21 protein-coding genes are annotated in these 20,769 nt (G+C 61.8%); 4 read left to right on the top strand and 17 right to left on the bottom strand.

What is annotated here, in order from left to right; all coding sequences use genetic code 11:
• Nucleotides 1-9: 9 nt before the first annotated feature.
• Entirely contained in the window at nucleotides 10-1,002 is a 993-nt protein-coding gene (locus tag FLQ44_RS02485; RefSeq protein ID WP_147692900.1) for a hypothetical protein, read from the bottom strand.
• 140 nt (nucleotides 1,003-1,142) lie between these two features.
• On the opposite strand from FLQ44_RS02485, the gene FLQ44_RS24010 reads away from it, so the two are divergent.
• The gene (locus tag FLQ44_RS24010) at nucleotides 1,143-2,408 is read left to right on the top strand and encodes a methyl-accepting chemotaxis protein (RefSeq protein ID WP_206208628.1); all 1,266 of its coding nucleotides are present in this window, start codon (nucleotides 1,143-1,145) and stop codon (nucleotides 2,406-2,408) included.
• A gap of 106 nt (nucleotides 2,409-2,514) precedes the next feature.
• Here FLQ44_RS24010 and nagZ read toward each other — a convergent pair whose 3' ends face one another.
• The 16 genes from nagZ to rpoE all read right to left on the bottom strand — a co-directional run bounded on the left by nagZ (nucleotide 2,515) and on the right by rpoE (nucleotide 14,827).
• Nucleotides 2,515-3,603, bottom strand: coding sequence for a beta-N-acetylhexosaminidase (gene nagZ, locus FLQ44_RS02475; protein ID WP_147692899.1), 1,089 nt, complete (start codon nucleotides 3,601-3,603; stop codon nucleotides 2,515-2,517).
• An 8-nt stretch (nucleotides 3,604-3,611) separates the two neighbouring features.
• Nucleotides 3,612-4,007 (bottom strand): holo-ACP synthase, encoded by a 396-nt coding sequence (acpS, locus tag FLQ44_RS02470; protein ID WP_147692898.1) that lies wholly within the window; start codon nucleotides 4,005-4,007, stop codon nucleotides 3,612-3,614.
• Nucleotides 4,007-4,738 (bottom strand): pyridoxine 5'-phosphate synthase, encoded by a 732-nt coding sequence (pdxJ, locus tag FLQ44_RS02465; RefSeq protein ID WP_206208634.1) that lies wholly within the window; start codon nucleotides 4,736-4,738, stop codon nucleotides 4,007-4,009. The genes acpS and pdxJ overlap by 1 nt, the downstream gene beginning before the upstream one ends.
• The gene (gene recO / locus FLQ44_RS02460) at nucleotides 4,738-5,493 is read right to left on the bottom strand and encodes a DNA repair protein RecO (protein ID WP_147692896.1); all 756 of its coding nucleotides are present in this window, start codon (nucleotides 5,491-5,493) and stop codon (nucleotides 4,738-4,740) included. Before recO ends, pdxJ begins: the two co-directional genes overlap by 1 nt.
• On the bottom strand, nucleotides 5,474-5,827 hold the full coding sequence (locus FLQ44_RS02455; RefSeq protein ID WP_147692895.1) for an antibiotic biosynthesis monooxygenase family protein: 354 nt from the start codon (nucleotides 5,825-5,827) through the stop codon (nucleotides 5,474-5,476). The genes recO and FLQ44_RS02455 overlap by 20 nt, the downstream gene beginning before the upstream one ends.
• Nucleotides 5,828-5,849: 22 nt before the next feature.
• On the bottom strand, nucleotides 5,850-6,740 hold the full coding sequence (era, locus tag FLQ44_RS02450) for a GTPase Era (protein ID WP_147692894.1): 891 nt from the start codon (nucleotides 6,738-6,740) through the stop codon (nucleotides 5,850-5,852).
• 3 nt (nucleotides 6,741-6,743) lie between these two features.
• Complete coding sequence (gene rnc, locus FLQ44_RS02445) at nucleotides 6,744-7,448, bottom strand: ribonuclease III (RefSeq protein ID WP_147692893.1); 705 nt, start codon at nucleotides 7,446-7,448, stop codon at nucleotides 6,744-6,746.
• Between the two features lie 3 nt (nucleotides 7,449-7,451).
• On the bottom strand, nucleotides 7,452-7,820 hold the full coding sequence (locus FLQ44_RS02440) for a DUF4845 domain-containing protein (RefSeq protein WP_147692892.1): 369 nt from the start codon (nucleotides 7,818-7,820) through the stop codon (nucleotides 7,452-7,454).
• Nucleotides 7,821-7,830: 10 nt separating this feature from the next.
• Entirely contained in the window at nucleotides 7,831-8,790 is a 960-nt protein-coding gene (lepB, locus tag FLQ44_RS02435) for a signal peptidase I (protein WP_147692891.1), read from the bottom strand.
• Nucleotides 8,790-10,583, bottom strand: a complete 1,794-nt coding sequence (lepA, locus tag FLQ44_RS02430) for a translation elongation factor 4 (protein WP_147692890.1) — start codon at nucleotides 10,581-10,583, stop codon at nucleotides 8,790-8,792. The genes lepB and lepA overlap by 1 nt, the downstream gene beginning before the upstream one ends.
• A 64-nt stretch (nucleotides 10,584-10,647) precedes the next feature.
• A complete protein-coding gene (locus tag FLQ44_RS02425; protein ID WP_147692889.1) occupies nucleotides 10,648-10,902 on the bottom strand; it encodes a glutaredoxin family protein in 255 nt (84 codons plus the stop codon).
• Nucleotides 10,899-12,323, bottom strand: coding sequence for a DegQ family serine endoprotease (locus FLQ44_RS02420; protein WP_147692888.1), 1,425 nt, complete (start codon nucleotides 12,321-12,323; stop codon nucleotides 10,899-10,901). The genes FLQ44_RS02425 and FLQ44_RS02420 overlap by 4 nt, the downstream gene beginning before the upstream one ends.
• On the bottom strand, nucleotides 12,305-12,778 hold the full coding sequence (locus FLQ44_RS02415) for a SoxR reducing system RseC family protein (protein ID WP_147692887.1): 474 nt from the start codon (nucleotides 12,776-12,778) through the stop codon (nucleotides 12,305-12,307). Before FLQ44_RS02415 ends, FLQ44_RS02420 begins: the two co-directional genes overlap by 19 nt.
• Complete coding sequence (locus FLQ44_RS02410) at nucleotides 12,779-13,684, bottom strand: MucB/RseB C-terminal domain-containing protein (protein ID WP_170252725.1); 906 nt, start codon at nucleotides 13,682-13,684, stop codon at nucleotides 12,779-12,781.
• A 38-nt stretch (nucleotides 13,685-13,722) separates the two neighbouring features.
• Nucleotides 13,723-14,220 carry a sigma-E factor negative regulatory protein gene (locus FLQ44_RS02405; protein ID WP_147692885.1) on the bottom strand — a complete coding sequence of 166 codons (498 nt, stop codon included), beginning with the start codon at nucleotides 14,218-14,220 and terminating at the stop codon, nucleotides 13,723-13,725.
• Nucleotides 14,221-14,227: 7 nt separating this feature from the next.
• Nucleotides 14,228-14,827, bottom strand: coding sequence for an RNA polymerase sigma factor RpoE (gene rpoE, locus FLQ44_RS02400; protein ID WP_147682240.1), 600 nt, complete (start codon nucleotides 14,825-14,827; stop codon nucleotides 14,228-14,230).
• A 299-nt stretch (nucleotides 14,828-15,126) separates the two neighbouring features.
• Between rpoE and prpB the strand changes: the two genes are divergently transcribed.
• From prpB to acnD, 3 genes are all read left to right on the top strand, one after another.
• On the top strand, nucleotides 15,127-16,005 hold the full coding sequence (gene prpB / locus FLQ44_RS02395) for a methylisocitrate lyase (protein WP_147692884.1): 879 nt from the start codon (nucleotides 15,127-15,129) through the stop codon (nucleotides 16,003-16,005).
• A gap of 143 nt (nucleotides 16,006-16,148) precedes the next feature.
• Nucleotides 16,149-17,294: a bifunctional 2-methylcitrate synthase/citrate synthase gene (prpC, locus tag FLQ44_RS02390; protein ID WP_147692883.1), complete on the top strand. Its 1,146-nt coding sequence runs from the start codon at nucleotides 16,149-16,151 to the stop codon at nucleotides 17,292-17,294.
• 333 nt (nucleotides 17,295-17,627) lie between these two features.
• The gene (gene acnD / locus FLQ44_RS02380; protein WP_147692881.1) at nucleotides 17,628-20,246 is read left to right on the top strand and encodes a Fe/S-dependent 2-methylisocitrate dehydratase AcnD; all 2,619 of its coding nucleotides are present in this window, start codon (nucleotides 17,628-17,630) and stop codon (nucleotides 20,244-20,246) included.
• The last annotated feature ends 523 nt before the right edge of the window (nucleotides 20,247-20,769 follow it).

The following is a 20,769-nucleotide window of genomic DNA, read 5'->3' as shown; positions in this document are numbered from 1 at the left end:
CGTGCGCTGTCAGTTTTCCAGCGCGGGCCAGCGCTGCTGCCATTCGCGCAGGTCGCTACGGCTAAGGTTGGCCGCAAATACCACGCGGCGGCGCTTCTGCAGATAGCCCATGTCGATATTGGCATAGTCCAGCTGCTGCCCACCCTCGGCGGGCGACAGCACCACGCCCATGCGGTCTACCCAGGCGGTTTGCAGGCTGGCGTGTACAAAATCATCCGGCGACTCGATCACCTGCCGTATCAGCTTGAGCTTGCCCTGCAACGACGCCACCAGCTGCGATGCCGCCAGCGCCTGCTCCACCTGCGCCAGGCGTTCTGCCATTTGCGCCGGGGTCATGCTGCCGTGCAGGTTTAGCGCCTCGGCGTTCAGCACATTGGTTTTATGCTGCAGCTGCAATTGCAAGGCACGGCGCTCTACTTCCAGCAGGCGGCGCTCGCTTTCAGCCTGGTTTATGCCATACCCCAGGTTGCGGCACAGCAGGCTATACGCTTGCTGGCGTGATACGCGCAGCAGCTCGTCGTGCTGGGCGCTGGCGGCAATAAAACGGTGCCGCTCAAAGCTCAGCACACGCTGCGGTACGTCGCTACGCACGCTGCCATCCGGCAACAGCTGGCTGCCCAGCCGCGTTTCTTCGTTCAGCTGCATCACCAGCATCACCTGCAGCTGCTCGGGCGACTGCGGGCTGGCCAGGTGTGCACGGATGGCATCGCTAGCACGCAGGCTGTCGCACAGGCTTTGCGGCGAGGCAAACAGCAAACCCACACGCCGGTCGCTGCTATAGCCTGCGGGGCTCAGGTCCAGCGGCACGGGCAGTAAGCGGCCAACCTCTTGCAGCTGCGCCAGCAGGTGCCGCACACCGCGGCGCAACTGGCGCTGACCGCCGGGCAGCAGTTTTACCTTGGGCTCTACTTCGGCGATGAGCAGGTCTACTGCCTCTTGCACTTCACGGCTGGCAAAGCGGTCGCCCACCCCGCGCATCATCCAGTGAAAAAACTTCTGCATTATTAAAATTCCTGCTGAATTGCTTTCAAAACCCTACATGTACAGGGGTATACTTTGCGCATAGTCACGTGTCACATTCGTCAAACAGTGTTGCCTTACACTGGCAGTACAACTATGGCATCAGCCATACCGAGAAGAACATGAAAGCTACGCTGATTCGTCTGATTGCTCCCGCACTTATCCCGCTGCTCCTGATTCCTGCACTCTGTCTGCTGTTACCGGAAACCGGCATGGCCGGCCTGCTGGGTGGCCTGCTTACCGGGCTGGCCGTGATGGCCACGCTGGCATGGCGCATCCAGAAGCACTTTATCCAGCCTGCCCGCACGTTCCGCCGGCACCTGCAGTCACTTAAACAAGAACCTATCGACTTTAGCAAGACACTGGACCTGGCCACCAGCCCGGACTGGGAAGGCTGCAGCCGCCACTTCAACCAGCTACTAGAAGAGCTGGACGATATCTTTACCCAGGTGCTGAGCTCCAGCGCGCGGCTGATACCCATGTCGCAAGAGCTTACCGACACCTACAGCGCCATCTTGCAAAAAAACCTGCTGCAATCCAGCCATGGCCAAGTGTTGATTGGCGCCATTTCCCGCATGATAGAGCAAGCAGAACGCCTGCGCGTGGACCTGGAGCAAATTACCGCTGCGGCGCAGCATGCCGAACAGGATATGGGCGAAAGCCGCGAGGCCACGCTGATCGTGATCAATGGCGTGACCGACGTCGCCAGCATGCTGGAGGAGGCCACCCGCGATGTACGCGCCCTGGCACAGGCGTCCGGCAATATCGGCGGCATTCTCTCCTCCATCAAGGACATTGCCGACCAGACCAACCTGCTGGCGCTGAATGCTGCGATTGAAGCCGCGCGCGCCGGCGAATCCGGCCGTGGTTTTGCCGTGGTGGCCGACGAGGTACGCAAACTGGCGCACCGCACGCAGGAGGCCACCCAGCAGGTACAGCACATCATGGGCGATGTGCAGCGCGGCACCGAAAAGGTTGTGGGCGCCATGACCACCTCGCTGGAGCGTGCCGGTTTTGCCGCCACCCACGCCGATACCTCGCGCGAAAAGCTGAACAACATCACCCGCTCCATCAGCGAGATCAATGCCTCTGCCAGCGAAATCGGCAACGCGGTCAGCATGCAGGCACAAGCGGTGCACGATTCCAAATCGTCTGGCGACATCCTGATCCAGCTGAACCAGGATGCGCTGGACTGCAGCCGCATTCACGCGGTATCGCCGGACGACCTGCGCAACCTGGCGGCCAAGCTGCGCAGCTCGCTGGCACGGCTGCACATGCATGAAAAACAATGGAACGACCAGCGCCGCACCCGCGCACGCCCCAGCGAAATGCAGCTGGCCGGTGGTAGCAGCAGCGGCAGCGACACCGGTGATATCGAGCTGTTCTAAGCGCCACGTCACCCGGGCCCGCTACGGCGGGCTTTTTTCATGCAACAAGGCCTGTCTGCGTTGGCAGACAGGCCTTGTTGCATGCTGAGCTGTGTAACGCAGGCGCTTAATGAGCCTCGCCCACCTGCGGGCCGGCTGCCAGCTGCTGCGGCGGCACGGCCAGTGCGGCCACCCGGGCTGCAGCAGCGGCAAAGCCGGCACTGGCCACAACATGTTCCCATGCTGCCTGCTCGCCCTGCCCGGCCATGCCTTGCAGGCGCTGCGCCAGCTGCGGCTGCGCCGGTGCTGCCAACCTGGCCAGCAGATCGTCCACCAGGTCTGGCCGGTTGCACACCAGGGCCATGTCGCAGCCAGCAGCAAACGCACGCTCGCTACGCGCCACGATATCACCCGCGCCGGCGGCGCCTTCCATGGTCAGATCATCACTGAAAATGGTGCCGTCAAAGCCCAGCTCGCCGCGCAAAATGTCTTGTAGCCAGATGCGTGAAAAACCGGCCGAGGTATTGTCTACCTGCGGGTAGATCACATGCGCCGGCATCACCGCCTTCATGCCGCTGGCTGCCAGGGCAGCAAATGGCTGCAGGTCGGCGGCGCGAATCTCGTCCAGGCTGCGGCTATCCTGCGGCATGGCCACGTGGGTATCGCCCTCGACAAAGCCGTGGCCGGGAAAGTGCTTGCCACAGCTGCCCATGCCGCCACGCGCCAGGCCGCGCTGCAGCGCGCTGGCCAGCGCGGTCACCACTGCCGGGTCGCCGTGAAAGCTGCGGTTGCCGATCACGGCGCACTGCTGCCAGTCCAGGTCCAGCACAGGGGTAAAGCTCAGGTCGACGCCGCAGGCGCGCAGCTCGGCGGCCAGCACGTAGCCGGTTTCCTCGGCAGCGGTTTCTGCCACCGTCTGGCCCTGCGCATCCCACAGCTCGCCCAATACACGCATGGGCGGCAGGCGGGTAAAGCCGGCCAGAAAACGCTGTACGCGGCCGCCTTCGTGGTCCACGGCAATCAGTAGCTCGGGCTGGCGCAGCGCGCGGATCTCGGCAGTCAGCGCTTTGAGCTGCGCCACGCTGTCGAAATTGCGGCGGAACAGGATAACGCCGCCCACCAGCGGGTGGCACAGGCGCTGCTTTTCGGCGTCGCTCAGGCTAAAACCGGCAACGTCGGCCATTACCGGGCCGCGCCGCAGAGTAAGTGTGCTCATGTTCAAGCTCAAAGGTTGGCCGCAAGGCCGGTTTCACACACCACAAAGGCCAGCGCGTGCTCGGCCTCGTCGGTGATGGACAAATGCACGCGGGCAATGCCGCGCTCGGCCAGAAAGGCGTGCAAGGCGTCGTCGTAGGCAAACATCGGCTTGCCCAGCGTATCGTGCGTAATGGCGATGGCGGTAAGCAGCACCGGGGCGCGCACGCCGGTGCCCAGCGCCTTGGCCAGCGCCTCTTTGGCGGCAAAGCGTTTGGCCAGCAGCCGCGCCGGGTTGGCCGCGGCGGCCAGCTCATCCTGCTCCACCGGGGCCAGCAGGCGGCGGCCCGCCTTCAGCCCCCAGCGGTCCAGCAGCGCTTGAAAGCGGTCGATGCGCGCCATATCGGTGCCGATGCCGTAGATCATTACAGCCCCTGACGGCCTTCGATCATCAGCGCCTTCATTTCACGCACCGCAGCCGCAAAGCCCACCATCAGCGCGTGGCTCACCAGCGCGTGGCCGATATTGAGCTCGGCAATTTCCTGAATGGCGGCGATCGGCTTCACATTGTGATAGTTCAGGCCGTGGCCGGCGTTCACCACCATGCCCAGATGGTCGCCAAATACGGCGGCTTCGCGGATGCGTGCCAGCTCGGCCTGCTGGGCGTCGTGCTGGAAATCGGCGTGGGCGTAGGCGCCCGTATGCAGCTCGATCACGCGGGCGCCAGCGTCCCAGGCGGCCTGGATTTGTTTCACGTCCGGGTCGATGAAGATGGACACGCGGATGCCGGCCTCGGTGAGCTGGCGGGTGAACTCGCGCACTTCGTCAAAGTAGCGGATCACGTCCAAGCCGCCTTCAGTGGTGACTTCCTCGCGCTTTTCCGGCACCAGGCACACGTCTTCCGGCTTCACGCGCAGCGCGTTGGCCAGCATTTCGTCGGTCAGCGCCATTTCCAGGTTCATGCGTGTCTTGATGGTGGCGCGCATGGCGTCCACGTCGTGATCCTGGATATGGCGGCGGTCTTCGCGCAGGTGCAGGGTAATCAGGTCGGCACCGCTGGTTTCGGCCACCAGCGCGGCTTCGATCGGGCTGGGGAAACGGGTACCACGCGCCTGGCGCAGGGTGGCAACGTGGTCGATATTGACGCCTAGCAGAATCATGATGGTCTCCGGCTGGGGGCGCTGTCTTCTTGCAGCGCGTAAAGCGTGGTTAACAGTTCGCGGGTGGCCAGCGGTTCCGGCCCCAGCAGTTCATCCAGATACAGGCGCAGCAGGCCGCGTACGTCGCGGCGGCTGTGCGGCTGCGTAAAATCGGCGCTGGCCAGCGCCAGCAGGCTGTCGCCACCCACCACCAGCTGGCGCGGGCTGGCATCTGGCGCGGCCACGCGTTGCGGCAGCTCGCCAAAGCGGCACAGGTAGTAGCTGCCCGCCTGCACCGGCTGGCCGGCAGCGTCTTCGCTGCACGGTGGCGCGTAGCCCAGCACGGCCAGCAGGTTCAGCTCGAAACGGCGCAAGATATCGGCCAGGTTATCGGCGCGCGCCATGCTGCGCACGGTGCGGTCGTATAGCTGGAACAGCTCGGGGGACGGGTCGTCGCGCGGCGACAGGCGCAGCAGCAGCTCGTTGAGGTAAAAGCCGCATACCAGGCGCTGGCCGGCAAACTGCGGCACGCCGCCGCGCCAGTCTACCGTGTGCAGGGTGCGCAGCTCGCCTTTGCCAAACCAGGCCAGCTGCAAGGGCTGGAATGGCAGCAGTTGGCCGCGCAGGTCGGAGCGCGGGCGGCGTGCCCCGCGCGCCACCAGGGTGAAGCGGCCATGGTCGCGGCTGAGCACCTCTACCAGCAGGCTGGTTTCGCGATAGGGCTGGGTGTGCAGCACGTAGGCCGGCTGGCGATCAACCTTGACCTGGCGCATCGGCTTGTGGCTTGTCCCACAGGTGGTCGCGGCCAACGTAGGCTACGCGGGTGGCAAAGCAGGTGTACCAGCGGTCGAAACCGGCGGCGATGGCCACACGGTGTTCGGCGTGGGCACGCCAGGCGGCAATATCGGCCTCGCTCTGCCAGTACGATACGGTAATGCCGAAGCCATCGGCACCGCGTGCGCTCTCTGCCCCCAGAAAGCCGGGCTGGTCGGCCGCCAGCGCCACCATCTGCTCGGCGGTGACACCGTAGCCGGCCGCGTCGGCGGCGCTGCGCTGGTTGCTGAAGACTACCGCCCAGTACGGCGGTGCGGGGGTGCGTGCTAGCATGCGGCCAACCTTTGGCGAGGGGTTAGTTCAGGCCGAAATCGCGCAGGAAGCGCACGTCGTCGGCCCAGCCGGATTTCACTTTCACCCAGACTTCCAGGTACACCTTGCAGTCGAACAGCTGCTCCATGTCCAGGCGCGCTTCGGTAGAGATCTTTTTCAGTTTCTCGCCGCCACGGCCAATCACGATGGGCTTCTGCCCTTCTTTGTCTACCAGCACGGCCACGTGGATGCGGAACATGCTGCCGTCCACTTCGAACGATTCCACTTCGACGTTCATTTCGTACGGCAGCTCTTCGCCCAGGTAGCGGAACAGCTTTTCGCGCACGATTTCGCCGGCCAGGAAGCGCTGGCTCTTGTCGGTGACCATTTCTTCCGGGTACAGCGGTACCGAGTCAGGCAGGTGCGGGCGCACTTTGTCCAGCAGCTCGGCCAGGCGTTGGCCGTGCTTGGCGCTAACCACTTCCACGTCGGCAAATTCAAACTCGGCGCGCACTTCTTCGATGAACGCCGACAGCAGCAGGCGGTCTTTGGCTTTATCCAGCTTGTTGATGACCAGCATCACCGGGGTATTTTTGGGCAGCAGCGCCATCACTTCGCGGTCGGCACCGGTAAAGCGCATGGCTTCCAGTACAAACAGCACGCAGTCCACGCTACCGAGCGTGTCTTTCACGCTCTTGTTCAGCGTTTCGTTGAGCGCGCCTTTGTGAAAGGTCTGGAAACCGGGGGTGTCGACAAACACAAACTGCGCCGCCGGCTCGGTGTAGATACCGTTTACGCGGTGGCGGGTGGTTTGCGCTTTTTTGGAGGTGATGCTGATCTTCTGGCCAATCAGGTGGTTCATCAGGGTGGATTTGCCCACGTTCGGGCGCCCTACGATGGCCACAAAGCCGCAGCGGTGTGTGATATCGGTCATGGTTTATTTCTTGCCAGCGGCAAAATGTTGTTCAAGCAGCAGCAAGGCCGCCTCGGCCGCCTGCTGTTCTGCACCGCGGCGGCTGTTGCCGTCGCCGGTGGTCATGATGGACAGCTCGGCCAGGTCGCACTGCACGCGAAAGCTCTGCTCGTGCGCCTCGCCGCTTTGCTGCAGGATGGTATAGCGCGGCAAGGTGTGGCGGCGTGCTTGCAGGGCTTCTTGCAGGCGGGTTTTGGCGTCTTTGGCGTGTTTGGTGGGGTCGATGGCGGCCACGCGGCTGGCGTACAGCTGGCGCACCACTTGCTCGGCCCGCATGAAGTCGGCGTCGAAGCTGATGGCGGCAAAGGTGGCTTCCAGCGCGTCGGCCAGGATGGACGGGCGGTTGTAACCGCCGCTTTTCAGCTCGCCCTCGCCCAGGTACAGGTAGTCGCCCAGCTTCAGCTCGTGTGCCAGCTCGGCCAGGGTGTTCTGGTTGACCAGGTTGGCACGCAGGCGCGACAGCTCGCCTTCGCTCAGCTGCGGAAAGCGGTCGAACAGCATGCGCGCTACGGTGTAGTTCAGGATGCTGTCACCGATAAACTCGAAACGCTCGTTATTGGGCGTGCCGAAGCTGCGGTGCGTCAGCGCCTGGCGCAAAAGCGCAGGCTGCGTAAAAAAATAATCCAGCGCCTGGGTCAGGCGCCGGAAACGGTTGTCTTGGTTGCTCACAGTTTATTTTGCGTCTTTCAGTACAGGTGCCCCTGCCTGGTATTCAAAATCAAAGACCAGTTTCACATGGTCGCGTAACGGTACTTCGCGGCTATAGCGGGCACCCACGCCAATAATGGTGGGGCTGCTGACGATAACCAGGTCGCCGGCGCGCAGCGATACGATGTCTTGCACCGCCGCACGGTTGGCAAAATCGCGGCGCAGCTCGTCGTCTGTCTTGCCCGGGGTTTGTGCCATGGTGTCCAGCGTTTCCTTGACGGCATAGTATTCGGAATACACCGGCACGATCTTGAGAAACATCAGTACCACGGTGGCGGCCACGATGCCCATGGCCATCACCACCAGTAAAGAAAACCCCTGCTGCTTGCGCATAGTGCCTCGCTTAATGAATGCGGCTGCCGATACGGCTGAGGTCGCCAAAGTTCATCCACACCAGGAAGGCCTTGCCTACCAGCAGGCGGTCTTCCACAAACCCCCAGTAGCGGCTGTCTTCGCTATTATCGCGGTTGTCGCCCATCATGAAATACTGGCCGGCGGGTACCTTGCAGGTAAAGCCGTTTTCCACATACTCGCAGTTTTCGCGGCCGGCAAACTGGCGCACGGCTTGCGGCATGTAGGACGGCGCCTCCGGCACCACCAGGGTACGGAAGGTTTTACCCTCGATGCTTTCCTGGTACTGCTGGGTTTGCACCATCATCAGGCCTTTTTCAAGGTACTGGTGCTCGCCCTGGCTGACATGCTCAACCGGTTTGCCATTGAGGGTGAGCTGCTTGTCGCGGTAGCTCACCACGTCACCCGGCAGGCCGATAACGCGCTTGATGAAGTTCACTTTTTCGTCTTCGGGGTAGTTGAACACCACCACGTCGCCGTGCGCTACCTTGCCTACTGGCACCAGTACGTTGTTCAGTACCGGTACGCGCAGGCCGTAGCTGAATTTGTTCACCAGGATGAAGTCGCCCACGATCAGGCCGGGGCGCATGGAGCTGGAAGGAATCTGGAATGGCTCTACCAGGAAGGAGCGCAATACAAACACCACCGCGATGATGGGGAAAAACCCGCGCGGAAAATCGATGTAGTGCGGCACCATGGCGCCCGGCTCGCGGCGGCGTGCCAGCATGAACTTGTCCAGTGCCCAGATGCTACCGGTCACCAGCACAATGATCAGCATCACGGCGGAAAAGGTCATGTAGCCGGACAGCAAGCCAAAGCAGCCACCCAGCACGGCCAGGTAGCCCCACTCGGTAGACGCAGACTTGCCGTCGGCATCCTTGCCGGAAAACAGGATCAGCATCACGCCGACAATGGCCAGCACCGACCAGATCCACACCAGATTCGAACCCATTATTTGTCCCCGACTTGCAGAATGGCCAGGAAGGCTTCTTGTGGAATCTCCACATTACCCACCTGTTTCATACGCTTCTTACCGGCTTTCTGTTTTTCCAGCAGCTTTTTCTTACGCGTGATGTCACCACCGTAGCACTTGGCCAGTACGTTTTTGCGCAAGGCCTTGACGGTTTCGCGGGCGATGATGTGGCCACCGATGGCCGCCTGCACTGCGATATCGAACATCTGGCGCGGAATCAGCTCGCGCATTTTGGACACCAGCTCGCGGCCACGGTACACGCTGGAGGCACGGTGCACGATGAGGCTCAGCGCATCCACTTTTTCGCCGTTTACCAGCACGTCCAGTTTGACCAGGTCGGCGCTCTGGAACTCTTTGAACTCGTAGTCCAGCGAGGCATAGCCACGGCTGGTGGACTTGAGCTTGTCAAAGAAGTCCATCACCACTTCGTTCATCGGCAGATCGTATGTCAGCATGACCTGGCGGCCCATGTACTGCATATTGCGCTGTACGCCACGCTTGTTATTGCACAGCGTCATCACCGAGCCCACGTAGTCTTGCGGCACCAGAATGGTGGCGGTGATGATGGGTTCGCGCAGGTCTTCGTACTTGCCGGCATCCGGCATGCGCGACGGGTTGGATACCACCTCCACGATGCCGTCTTTCATCACCACTTCGTAGTTCACCGTTGGGGCGGTGGTGATGAGGTCCATGTCGAACTCGCGCTCCAGGCGCTCTTGCACGATTTCCAGGTGCAACAAGCCCAGGAAGCCGCAGCGGAAGCCAAAGCCCAGCGCCTGCGACACTTCTGGTTCGTATTTCAGCGACGCATCATTCAGCTGCAGTTTTTCCAGCGCATCGCGCAGGGCTTCGTAGTCATGGCTTTCCACCGGGTACAAGCCGGCAAACACCTGCGACTGCACCTCTTTAAAGCCTGGCAGTGCCTCGCTGGCCGGTTTGGCGGCCAAGGTGATGGTGTCACCCACCTTGGCGGATTTCAGCTCCTTGATGCCGGCAATGACAAAACCTACTTCGCCCGCATTCAGGGTTGGCCGCTGTACCGATTTCGGCGTAAACACACCGACCTGTTCGCACAGATGCTCGGCCTGCGTGGCCATGAACTTGATCTTGTCTTTGGGCTTGAGCTTGCCGTCGATCACGCGCACCAGCATCACTACGCCAACGTAGTTATCAAACCACGAGTCGATGATCAAGGCTTTCAGCGGTGCTTCCGGGTCGCCTTCCGGTGCCGGAATCTTGCTGACCACGGTTTCCAGGATGTCTTCGATGCCAATGCCGGACTTGGCCGAGGCGCGCACGGCGTCGATGGCTTCAATACCGATGATGTCTTCGATTTCCTGGCTCACGCGCTCCGGGTCGGCCGCAGGCAGGTCGATCTTGTTCAGCACCGGCACCACTTCTACGCCCAGCTCGATGGCGGTGTAGCAGTTGGCCACGGTTTGCGCTTCTACGCCCTGGGAGGCATCCACCACCAGCAGTGCGCCTTCGCAGGCAGACAGCGAGCGCGATACTTCGTAGGAGAAATCCACGTGACCCGGGGTGTCGATCAGGTTCAGGTTGTACACCTGGCCATCGCGCGCTTTGTATTGCAAGGCGGCGGTTTGCGCCTTGATGGTAATGCCGCGTTCTTTCTCGATATCCATCGAGTCGAGTACCTGGGCACTCATTTCACGCATTTCCAGACCGCCGCAATACTGGATAAAACGGTCTGCAAGGGTCGATTTGCCATGGTCAATATGGGCAATAATCGAAAAATTTCGGATATGTTTCATCGGAATCCAGCAAAAATTAAGGGCACCGAGATGTGCCCTTGCTAACTCAACACTGGCGCGGATTTTAGCCGATTTCGCCCGTGTGTGCAGCCAAACGTGCGGCCAACCTGGCCTCGTCCAGGTGCCAATGGCAGATTTCGGTGTCGCCATCTACCAGAACCGGCACCAGCTCGTTGTAGCGCTCTTCCAGCACCGGGTCGGCATCCACATCGACCACATCAATGTCAAAGCCGTACTGCGCGCGTAGCGGCTGCAGCTGCGCCAGCATCTGGTGGCACAGGCTGCAGTACTCGCGAAAATATAAGGTCAGCGTTTTCAACGGGTTTTCTTCTCGGGTTTCAGGGCAACAAACAGCGGTGCGCCATCACGCAGTACACGCAAGGCCAAGGCGTCGCCAGCGGGTACCGCCTGGATAGCCTGCACCAGCTGGCGCGCATTTTGCAGCTCTTCGCCGCCCACGCCAACAATCACGTCACCTTGCTGCAGACCGGCCTTCAATGCCGGGCCGGTGGCACTGCGTACCGCCAGGCCGAACTTCACACCCAGCTTTTGCAGCAATGCTGGTGCTACCGCCTGCAGTGCCAGGCCAGTAGTGGTGCCAACTTCGTCCTGGGCACCTTCCTGCTTGCCTTTGTAGGCACGCTCGGCGGTGCGCGGGTCTTCGTCCTGCATTTCAGCGGTGATCACAGTGGCTTTGACCAACGCACGGCCACGCCACACGCCCAGCTCTACCTTGCTGCCGGGCTGTACGCTGCCCAGCAGGCGTGGCAGGTCTTCGCTGCTTTCCACTGTTTTGCCCGCCACCTGCAGCACCACATCACCGGCGCGCACACCGGCCTTGGCCGCAGGCCCGTCTTTCTCTACCAGGGTAATCAGCGCGCCCTGCGCACCTTGCAGGCCAAAGGATGCGGCCAACTCCTGGGATACATCCTGAATGGAAACACCAATACGGCTACGATTCACCTTGCCGTGTTTCTTGAGCTGCTCGGCCACGTCCAGCGCCACATCTACCGGGATGGCAAACGAGATGCCCATGAACCCGCCAGAACGGCTGTAAATTTGCGAGTTGATCCCGACTACCTCGCCCTTCAGGTTGAACAGCGGGCCGCCCGAGTTACCCGGGTTCACGGCGGCGTCGGTCTGGATGAACGGCACGTAGGATTCGTCCGGCAGGTGGCGGCCCTTGGCCGACACGATGCCGGAGGTAACGGTATTGTCAAAACCGAACGGCGAGCCGATAGCCAGCACCCACTCGCCTACCTTCAGCTGGTCTACCTTGCCCAGCTTCACAAAGGGCAGGCCGGTGGCGTCGATTTTCAGCAAGGCCACGTCGGTGCGGGCGTCCGAGCCCACGACTTTGGCCTTGTACTCACGCTTGTCGTTTAGCGTGACGATCATTTCGTCGGCATCGGCAATGACGTGCGCATTGGTCAGCACGTAACCATCGGCAGACAGGATAAAGCCGGAGCCCATACCACCGGTGCGGTATTCGCGCAGCTGCGGCGGGGCAAAGCGGCGGAAGAATTCGGCAAACGGGTCGTTTTCCATGCCTTCCGGCACATTACGTACTACTTCGCGCACGGTTTGCACGGTGCGGATATTGACCACGGCGCGGCCCTGGTTTTCCACCAGCTGGGTGAAATCCGGCAAGGCCAGCTGCGGGGCGGCCATGAGTGGTGCGGAGCCACCCAGCAGGCCGGCTACCATCATGGAAGAGACAATCAGCTTCTTGATCGGCATGTTTTGACAAACTCCATGGAAACAGTCTGAACATCGACAAGGCTGGCAATATGCGGCTGATAGCGGGCATCCCCCGCCAATCGCCGTGCATACACATGCACACAGCCCAAAGTGAACAACAGGCAAGCCAGCGCCAGCAGCGCGGCAATGGCATCACCATAACGGCTACCCAGCATGGCACCGGCTATCAGCGCCAGCACCGGCAGGCCATACAATAAGCCGGCACTGCGCAACATGCCGGATTCCGGTACGGCAATATTGACCTGCTGGCCAGGCGATACGCCCAGCGGGTCCAGCACACGAAAGCGCGGCTCGCGCAGGGCAAACAGGCGCGCCATCTGCAAAGAGCGGCAGCCATGTACCGGGTGGCACTGCCCACAGGGGGAGTGCGGGCGCGGTGCAACCCAGGCAAAACCAGGCTCCACAGATAGCACGCGCGCTTCGGTTTCTATCATTTACTTGGCAGTCAGGCGGATATTTTTCAGCACAGCCTGCAAGCCAGCCTCGGGCAAATCACCTACCACGGTCAGCAGCATGTCGCCACTCTGGCGCGAGGCCACGCCAATACCGTTGGCCGCAGTGGCAGCCGTCTGGTTCACGCCATCACCGCTGGCCGCCTCGACAAACAGCGATACTTTGGCAAAGCCATCGGAGAACACGTAGTGCTGCACGGCTTTTTCATGGCCCGGCAGCGGGCGATTCACAAAGCGCACCATGCGAAAGCCACTGGGCAGGCCTTTAATATCGTGCATGGGTTGCATACCTTGCTGCACGCCACCCACCTTGCCCAGCACCAAGCTTTGCTTGTAGCGCGGCTTGAGCTGGGTTTTGTCCTTGGGTGGCTGCAGCTGCAGCTCGGTAAAGGCAAACTGCTCTACCACCTCGCCCTTGGCTGTGGCCGTAACGACTTTCAGTGGCAGCGCACTTTGCGGGTCGATGCAGAAGCGCTGGGTATAGCGCGATGCGGCATCTCGCGGCTTGAGCGTAAACCACTGGCAGTCTTTCTGCGCCACGCGATCCATACCGCCACGCACCAGCTGGTAGCCTTGCGTCAGCTCTTCAGTCTGATCCGGCAGCAAGGCAGGAAACAGCTTGATGGCACTGAGCTTGGCCGCATTGAGCGCCTTGGCATCGGGCGCATAACAGGCAAGCTCGTTGCCTACCCGCACAATCTCGCGCGGCATGCCATCCAGCGATTCGCGCCGCTCGCGCACCACGCCACCTTCCATCGCCCGCTGCAGGCGGAAGGTTTCCAGCTCGCCACCCAGCTGATGCATATACGTGGCACTTAGCGGCAGGTTAACTGCCGCCTCGGCGGCTTTGTCCAGCAAGGCCCAGTCGTCATCCGCCAGGGAGACCAAGGGCAAGGCTGCTACAACACAGGCTGCTATTACACGCATCAATGCAGACCTTTCGCCGCAGGTTCCACCAGGCTGGCGCGGGCCAGGCCATCGCTCAGGCTGATATCCTGATGTGCATCCAGGTAAGACTGGTTGGCCACATTGACCGTATTCGCCACCTGCACCTGGGCACCAGGCGTCGGTACGGCTTGCGCCATCAGTGCGGGGTCGCTGGCTTGCTGGCCTTGCCAGCCATACCAGCCCACCACCCCGGCCATGGCCACCGACGCCGCCAACGCAAAGCGCGCCACCGGGCGGCTGCGTTTTTGCGCCAGGTTACGCGGGGCCAGTACCGTAGGCTCGGCCTGCAGTGCCTGCGACACCTGTTCGCGCACGTCCACCTGCAACAAGGCATTGCCGCGCAGGGCGTCGCCGATCAGGTGGTATTCCTGCCAGGCGGCTTTCAGCTGGTCATCGTTACCCAGCATTTGCATGGCCTGAGCGGCGTCCTTGTCGCTCAGCTCGCCATCCATCAGGGAAGAAAGGGTTTCTTTCATAATCTGCTCACCATCTTTTGTTCTTGGCTGTATCCAGCAAAGGACGCAACTCGGTCGCGATTGCTTCACGCGCACGGAAAATCCGTGAACGCACCGTGCCTATCGGGCAATTCATTGCGCTGGCAATTTCCTCATAGCTCAGCCCTTCCATTTCACGCAGGCTGATGGCCGTGCGCAGCTCCTCAGGCAAACGCTCTACCGCCGCATTCACGGCAGAGAGTATCTGCTGATTCATCATCTCGGCTTCCGGGGTGTGGTGGTCCGGTATCTGGCTTGCCATGTCCAGACTCTCGCCATCCTCATCCTCGAATTCCGCACTAACCACTGGCCGGCGGCCAGCAGAGGTCAGGAAATTCTTGGCCGTATTGATGCCAATACGGTAAAGCCATGTATAAAAAGCACTCTCGCCACGAAACGAAGGCAGTGCGCGGTAAGCTTTGACAAAAGCTTCTTGCGTTACGTCTTCGATATCGGCCGAGTCACGAATAAAGCGCGACAACAGGCGCGACAATCGCCGCTGATACTTCGACACCAGCAAGTCGAAAGCACGCTTTTCACCACGCTGCGCCCTCTCCACCAGCTGCTGGTCGAGCTCACGATCACTCATCGTTATCAAATTCTCCCTGATTCGCCCTGCTTGATTTTGTTTAGTACCGGCTCACGCCGATGCAAGGCACTGCTATGACCGGCCCACGTCAAAATAAGTTCACCCGCCAGTAAACAGGCACACGCAAGCAGCAGGCCTTATAGCAGATGCGCCCTGTCTGCCGTGTTTCAAGATGTGGCAGGCAAAGGTGCCACACTATCGATGCCGCTGCACTTGCCGGATAAAAAACGCTTATCAAAAAACCAAGCACTTGCTAGAATGCCACGCAAGTACACCAGAACACAGGCAGGAGACGCCAGATGACGACACCCGGTCAACGCTTCCGCGACGCGGTAGCCCAAGAAAAACCCCTGCAAGTAGTCGGCGCGGTTAACGCCTACGCCGCACGCCTGGCCGAACATAGCGGCTTCAAGGCACTGTACCTGTCCGGCGGCGGCGTGGCCGCCTGCTCCTGCGGCATTCCTGACCTGGGCATTACCACACTGGAAGACGTGCTGATCGACGTGCGCCGCATTACCGACGCCACCGAGCTGCCGCTGCTGGTCGATATCGACACCGGCTGGGGCGGCGCTTTCAACATCGCCCGCGCCGTGCGCCACCTGGAAAAAGCCGGCGCCGCCGCTGTGCACATCGAAGACCAGGTACAGCAAAAGCGCTGCGGCCACCGCCCTAACAAAGCCATCGTCAGCCAGGAAGAAATGGTCGACCGCATCAAGGCCGCTACCGACGCCCGCAAAAACGGCATGGTGATCATGGCCCGTACCGACGCGCTGGCGGTAGAAGGCCTGGAGGCCGCCATCGAACGCGCCGTAGCCTGCGTAGAAGCCGGCGCCGACATGATCTTCCCCGAAGCCATTACCGACCTGGCCATGTACAAACAGTTTGCCGAGGCGGTGAAGGTGCCCATTCTGGCCAACATCACCGAGTTTGGCGCCACCCCGCTCTACACCACCGAAGAACTGGGCGCCAATGGCGTAGGCCTGGTGCTGTACCCGCTGTCGGCCTTCCGCGCCATGAGCCAGGCAGCGCTAAACGTCTACGGCGCCATCCGCCGCGACGGTAGCCAGAAAAACGTGGTGGACACCATGCAGACCCGCATGGACCTGTACGAGCACCTGGGCTACCACAGCTACGAACAAAAGCTGGACGCGCTGTTTGCCGAAGGCAAAAACAAGTAAATCACGTTTTGCAGGGTTGGCCGCACGCCACACATAGCACAGAGAGCCTGGCCAGCCCCACCCCCTATTCACGTTCGCGGCCGCGCCGCAATGACACAGCAGGCCCCCCGCACGCGGGTACGGCAGCACAAAGGAGAAGTGGCATGAGTGAAGTAGTGATTGGCAAACCGAAAAAATCCGTCGCCCTGTCCGGCGTAGCGGCCGGCAATACCGCCCTGTGCACCGTTGGCCGCAGCGGCAACGACCTGCACTACCGTGGCTACGACATTCTGGACCTGGCCGCCCAGGCCGAATTCGAAGAGGTCGCCTACCTGCTGGTGCACGGCAAGCTGCCCAACCGTGCCGAGCTGGCCGGCTACAAGAAAAAGCTCAAAAGCCTGCGCGGCCTGCCTGCTTCGGTCAAAGCCGTGCTGGAAGCCCTGCCCGCCAACGCCCACCCCATGGACGTAATGCGCAGTGGCGTATCGGCCCTGGGCTGCGCCCTGCCGGAAAAAGACGACCACAACATCGCCGGCGCACGCGACATTGCCGACCGTCTGATGGCCAGCCTGGGTTCCATGCTGCTGTACTGGTACCAGTTCAGCCACAACGGCAAGCGTATCGAGGTGGAAACCGACGACGACAGCATCGGCGGCCACTTCCTGCACCTGCTGCACGGTGAAAAGCCGTCCGAGCAATGGGTACGCGCCATGCATACCTCGCTGAACCTGTACGCCGAACACGAATTCAACGCCTCCACCTTTACCGCCCGTGTCATCGCCGGCACCGGCTCCGACATGCACAGCGCCATTACCGGTGCCATCGGCGCGCTGCGCGGCCCGAAACACGGCGGCGCCAATGAAGTGGCGTTCGAAGTACAAAAGCGCTACGAAAGCCCGGACGAAGCCGAGGCCGACATTCGTGCCCGCGTGGAGCGCAAAGAAGTAGTAATCGGCTTTGGCCACCCGGTATACACCATCAGCGACCCGCGCAACAAAGTCATCAAGGAAGTGGCGCACGAGCTGTCCAAAGCTGCCGGCGACACCAAGATGTACGATATTGCCGAGCGCCTGGAGTCGGTAATGTGGGACATCAAGAAAATGTTCCCCAACCTGGACTGGTTTTCGGCCGTGAGCTACCACATGATGGGCGTGCCTACCGCCATGTTCACGCCGCTATTCGTCATCGCCCGCACCAGCGGCTGGAGCGCCCACGTGATCGAGCAGCGCATCGACGGCAAGATCATCCGCCCGTCGGCCAACTACAACGGCCCGGAAGACCAGGCCTTCGTACCGCTGGCCCAGCGTTAACGACTGCCCGCCACGGAAACCACGGAAAATCTGGCCACGAAAGCCACTAAACAACACGAAACGAAGCCTGAATATCTGGCGGTCAGCACCTCTATTCTCGTCTCGGCCATCTGGATATTTGGGCATGACGCTTCTGTGTTTTTGCGTGGGGTTCGTGGCCAGAAGTAGCATGCATCACCACCAAACGGATAAGCACCCAACGTTAGTTTTTGTTTTCGTGCTTTTCGTGGTTTTCGTGGTTTTCGTGGCAAAAAAGCTTTTGAATTTTCGTGGCTGCGGTAAATGCTGCAGCCACGAAACACACCCTCCAAAACATTGCCGGTAAACACCGCCATGAATAGCCAATACCGCAAACCACTGCCCGGCAGCCCGGCCGACTACTTCGACACCCGTGCTGCCGTAGACGCCATCGCCCCCGGCGCCTACGCCACCCTGCCCTATGTTTCCCGCGTACTGGCCGAACAGCTGGTGCGCCGCTGCGAACCCGCCCTGCTGACCGACGCCCTTACCCAATTGATCGAACGCCGCCAGGACCTGGACTTCCCCTGGTACCCGGCGCGCGTGGTGTGCCACGACATCCTGGGCCAGACCGCGCTGGTAGACCTGGCCGGCCTGCGCGACGCCATCGCTGACCAAGGCGGCGACCCGTCACAGGTGAACCCGGTGGTACCCACCCAGCTCATCGTGGACCATTCGCTGGCGGTGGAATGCGGCGGCTTTGACCCGCAGGCCTTCGAGAAAAACCGCGCTATCGAAGAGCGCCGTAACGAAGACCGCTTCCACTTTATCAACTGGACGCGCACCGCCTTCAAGAACGTGGACGTGATCCCGGCCGGCAACGGCATCATGCACCAGATCAACCTGGAAAAAATGTCGCCGGTGATTCAGCTGCGCGACGGCGTGGCCTTCCCCGATACCTGTGTCGGCACCGACAGCCACACCCCGCATGTGGACGCGCTGGGCGTAATCGCCATCGGCGTCGGCGGCCTGGAAGCCGAAACCGTGATGCTGGGCCACCCGTCCATGATGCGCCTGCCCGATATCGTGGGCGTAGAGCTCACCGGCCAGCGCCAGCCTGGCATTACCGCCACCGACATCGTACTGGCGCTCACCGAGTTCCTGCGCAAAGAGCGCGTGGTGGGTGCCTGGGTAGAGTTCTTTGGCGAAGGCGCCGACAGCCTGTCCATTGGCGACCGCGCCACCATCTCCAATATGTGCCCGGAGTACGGCGCCACCGCCGCCATGTTCTACATCGACGAGCAGACCCTCACCTACCTGAAGCTCACCGGCCGCGAGCCGGAGCAAGTAGCGCTGGTAGAAAACTACGCCCGCCACACCGGGCTATGGGCGGACGACCTGAAAACCGCGCAATACCCGCGCGTGCTGCGCTTTGACCTGTCCAGCGTAGTGCGCAATATGGCCGGCCCGTCCAACCCGCACAAACGCCTGCCTACCTCGGCACTGGCCGAGCGCGGCATCGCCGACGCTGCCAAGCTGGCCACCGCGCGCGACGAAGAAGCCCGCGGCCAACTGCCGGACGGCGCGGTGATCATTGCCGCCATCACCAGCTGTACCAACACCAGCAACCCGCGCAACGTGGTCGCCGCCGCCCTGCTGGCCAAGAAAGCCAACGCGCTGGGCATTACGCGCAAACCGTGGGTGAAAACCTCGTTTGCGCCAGGCTCCAAGGTAGCCAAGCTGTACCTGGAAGACGCCGGCCTGCTGCCGGAGCTGGAACAGCTGGGCTTCGGCATTGTGGCTTACGCCTGCACCACCTGTAACGGCATGTCCGGCGCGCTGGACCCGGCCATCCAGCAAGAGATTATCGACCGCGACCTGTACGCCACCGCCGTGCTGTCCGGCAACCGCAATTTCGACGGCCGCATCCACCCCTACGCCAAGCAAGCCTTCCTGGCCTCGCCGCCGCTGGTGGTGGCCTACGCGCTAGCCGGCACCGTGCGCTTTGATATCGAGCAGGACGTGCTGGCCGTAGTAGATGGCCGCGAGATCCGCCTGCAAGACCTGTGGCCATCGGACGAGGAAATCGACGCCATCGTGGCCGCCAGCGTGAAGCCCGAGCAGTTCAAACAGGTGTACATACCGATGTTCGACCTGGGCGAAGCACAGCAAGCCGACAGCCCGCTGTACCAGTGGCGCCCGATGTCCACCTATATCCGCCGCCCGCCGTACTGGGATACCGAAGGCATGGGCGCACTGGCGGCCAACCCGCGCACGCTCAAGGGCATGCGCCCGCTGGCCGTGCTGCCGGACAACATCACCACCGACCACCTGTCGCCGTCCAACGCCATTCTGGCCAGCTCTGCCGCCGGCGAATACCTGACCAAAATGGGCCTGCCGGAAGAAGACTTCAACAGCTACGCCACCCACCGCGGCGACCACCTCACCGCCATGCGCGCCACCTTTGCCAACCCGCAACTGGTGAACGAAATGGCCGTGGTAGACGGCGCAGTGAAAAAAGGCTCGCTGGCCCGCGTCGAGCCAGACGGCCAGGTAATGCGCATGTGGGAAGCCATCGAAACCTATATGGCACGCAAACAGCCGCTGATCATCGTGGCCGGTGCCGACTACGGCCAGGGTAGCTCGCGCGACTGGGCGGCCAAGGGCGTACGCCTGGCAGGGGTAGAAGTGATCGTGGCCGAAGGCTTCGAGCGCATCCACCGCACCAACCTGATCGGCATGGGCGTGTTGCCGGTAGAGTTCAAACCCGGCACCACGCGGCTGACACTGGGCCTGGACGGCACGGAAACCTACGACATCCAGGGCGAGCTGGCACCACGCTGCGACCTGACGCTGGTGGTACACCGCCGTGACGGTAGCTGCGTAGAGGTACCCGTCACCTGCCGCCTCGACACCGCCGCCGAAGTGCGCGTCTACCAGGCAGGCGGCGTGCTGCAGCGCTTTGCCCAGGACTTCCTGGCGGGCGCGGCCTAGCGCACCCTCACCCCCGGCCCCTCTCCCGCCCGCGGGCGAGGGGTGACCGGGCGAAAGGTTGGCCGCAGTAGCAGCAGGCAGCACCGCTACCTGCTACCTGCTACCAACAAGGTACCGATGTCGCTAAGCCCCTCATCCCATTGGAACGGGGAATCGGAACGAACAAGGCATCTTTGGTCAAGCAGGCCAATGGCAAAGCGTGGCCTGAACCATACCCCAGCCCCGCGGGCGAGGGGTGACAGGATGCAAGGTTGGCCGCAGCCGCACAAAATGCCCCGGCAGGTGGCGCACAAGATTAGAAACGGGAATCCAGCTGCTACAACAAAGGAAACAACCGTACCACCTGCCTGCGGCCAACATCGCACCAGCACCAAAAAACCCCGCGCCACACCGGGGAGTGGGCTGAGTGCGCGGCGGGAGGGCGGCAGCAGAAACGGGAAACAAGCAGCCACAACAAAGGAAACAAGCGCACCACTTGCCTGCGGCCAACTCCGAACCCACGCCACAAAAGCCCCTCGCCCCG

This window comes from Vogesella mureinivorans, assembly GCF_007644035.1.
In the GTDB taxonomy this organism is placed as follows: Bacteria; Pseudomonadota; Gammaproteobacteria; order Burkholderiales; family Chromobacteriaceae; genus Vogesella; species Vogesella mureinivorans.
The sequence above is the reverse complement of the archived record's forward strand: the minus strand, read 5'-3'. Positions and strand labels throughout refer to the sequence as shown.

What these genes read in the sequence shown, in the direction of transcription:
- FLQ44_RS02485 (WP_147692900.1), bottom strand. Translation starts at nt 1,002, where the DNA reads ATGCAGAAGTTTTTTCACTGGATGATGCGCGGGGTGGGCGACCGCTTT.
- FLQ44_RS24010 (WP_206208628.1), top strand. Translation starts at nt 1,143, where the DNA reads ATGAAAGCTACGCTGATTCGTCTGATTGCTCCCGCACTTATCCCGCTG.
- nagZ (WP_147692899.1), bottom strand. Translation starts at nt 3,603, where the DNA reads ATGAGCACACTTACTCTGCGGCGCGGCCCGGTAATGGCCGACGTTGCC.
- acpS (WP_147692898.1), bottom strand. Translation starts at nt 4,007, where the DNA reads ATGATCTACGGCATCGGCACCGATATGGCGCGCATCGACCGCTTTCAA.
- recO (WP_147692896.1), bottom strand. Translation starts at nt 5,493, where the DNA reads ATGCGCCAGGTCAAGGTTGATCGCCAGCCGGCCTACGTGCTGCACACC.
- FLQ44_RS02455 (WP_147692895.1), bottom strand. Translation starts at nt 5,827, where the DNA reads ATGCTAGCACGCACCCCCGCACCGCCGTACTGGGCGGTAGTCTTCAGC.
- era (WP_147692894.1), bottom strand. Translation starts at nt 6,740, where the DNA reads ATGACCGATATCACACACCGCTGCGGCTTTGTGGCCATCGTAGGGCGC.
- FLQ44_RS02440 (WP_147692892.1), bottom strand. Translation starts at nt 7,820, where the DNA reads ATGCGCAAGCAGCAGGGGTTTTCTTTACTGGTGGTGATGGCCATGGGC.
- lepB (WP_147692891.1), bottom strand. Translation starts at nt 8,790, where the DNA reads ATGGGTTCGAATCTGGTGTGGATCTGGTCGGTGCTGGCCATTGTCGGC.
- lepA (WP_147692890.1), bottom strand. Translation starts at nt 10,583, where the DNA reads ATGAAACATATCCGAAATTTTTCGATTATTGCCCATATTGACCATGGC.
- FLQ44_RS02420 (WP_147692888.1), bottom strand. Translation starts at nt 12,323, where the DNA reads ATGCCGATCAAGAAGCTGATTGTCTCTTCCATGATGGTAGCCGGCCTG.
- FLQ44_RS02415 (WP_147692887.1), bottom strand. Translation starts at nt 12,778, where the DNA reads ATGATAGAAACCGAAGCGCGCGTGCTATCTGTGGAGCCTGGTTTTGCC.
- FLQ44_RS02405 (WP_147692885.1), bottom strand. Translation starts at nt 14,220, where the DNA reads ATGAAAGAAACCCTTTCTTCCCTGATGGATGGCGAGCTGAGCGACAAG.
- rpoE (WP_147682240.1), bottom strand. Translation starts at nt 14,827, where the DNA reads ATGAGTGATCGTGAGCTCGACCAGCAGCTGGTGGAGAGGGCGCAGCGT.
- prpB (WP_147692884.1), top strand. Translation starts at nt 15,127, where the DNA reads ATGACGACACCCGGTCAACGCTTCCGCGACGCGGTAGCCCAAGAAAAA.
- prpC (WP_147692883.1), top strand. Translation starts at nt 16,149, where the DNA reads ATGAGTGAAGTAGTGATTGGCAAACCGAAAAAATCCGTCGCCCTGTCC.
- acnD (WP_147692881.1), top strand. Translation starts at nt 17,628, where the DNA reads ATGAATAGCCAATACCGCAAACCACTGCCCGGCAGCCCGGCCGACTAC.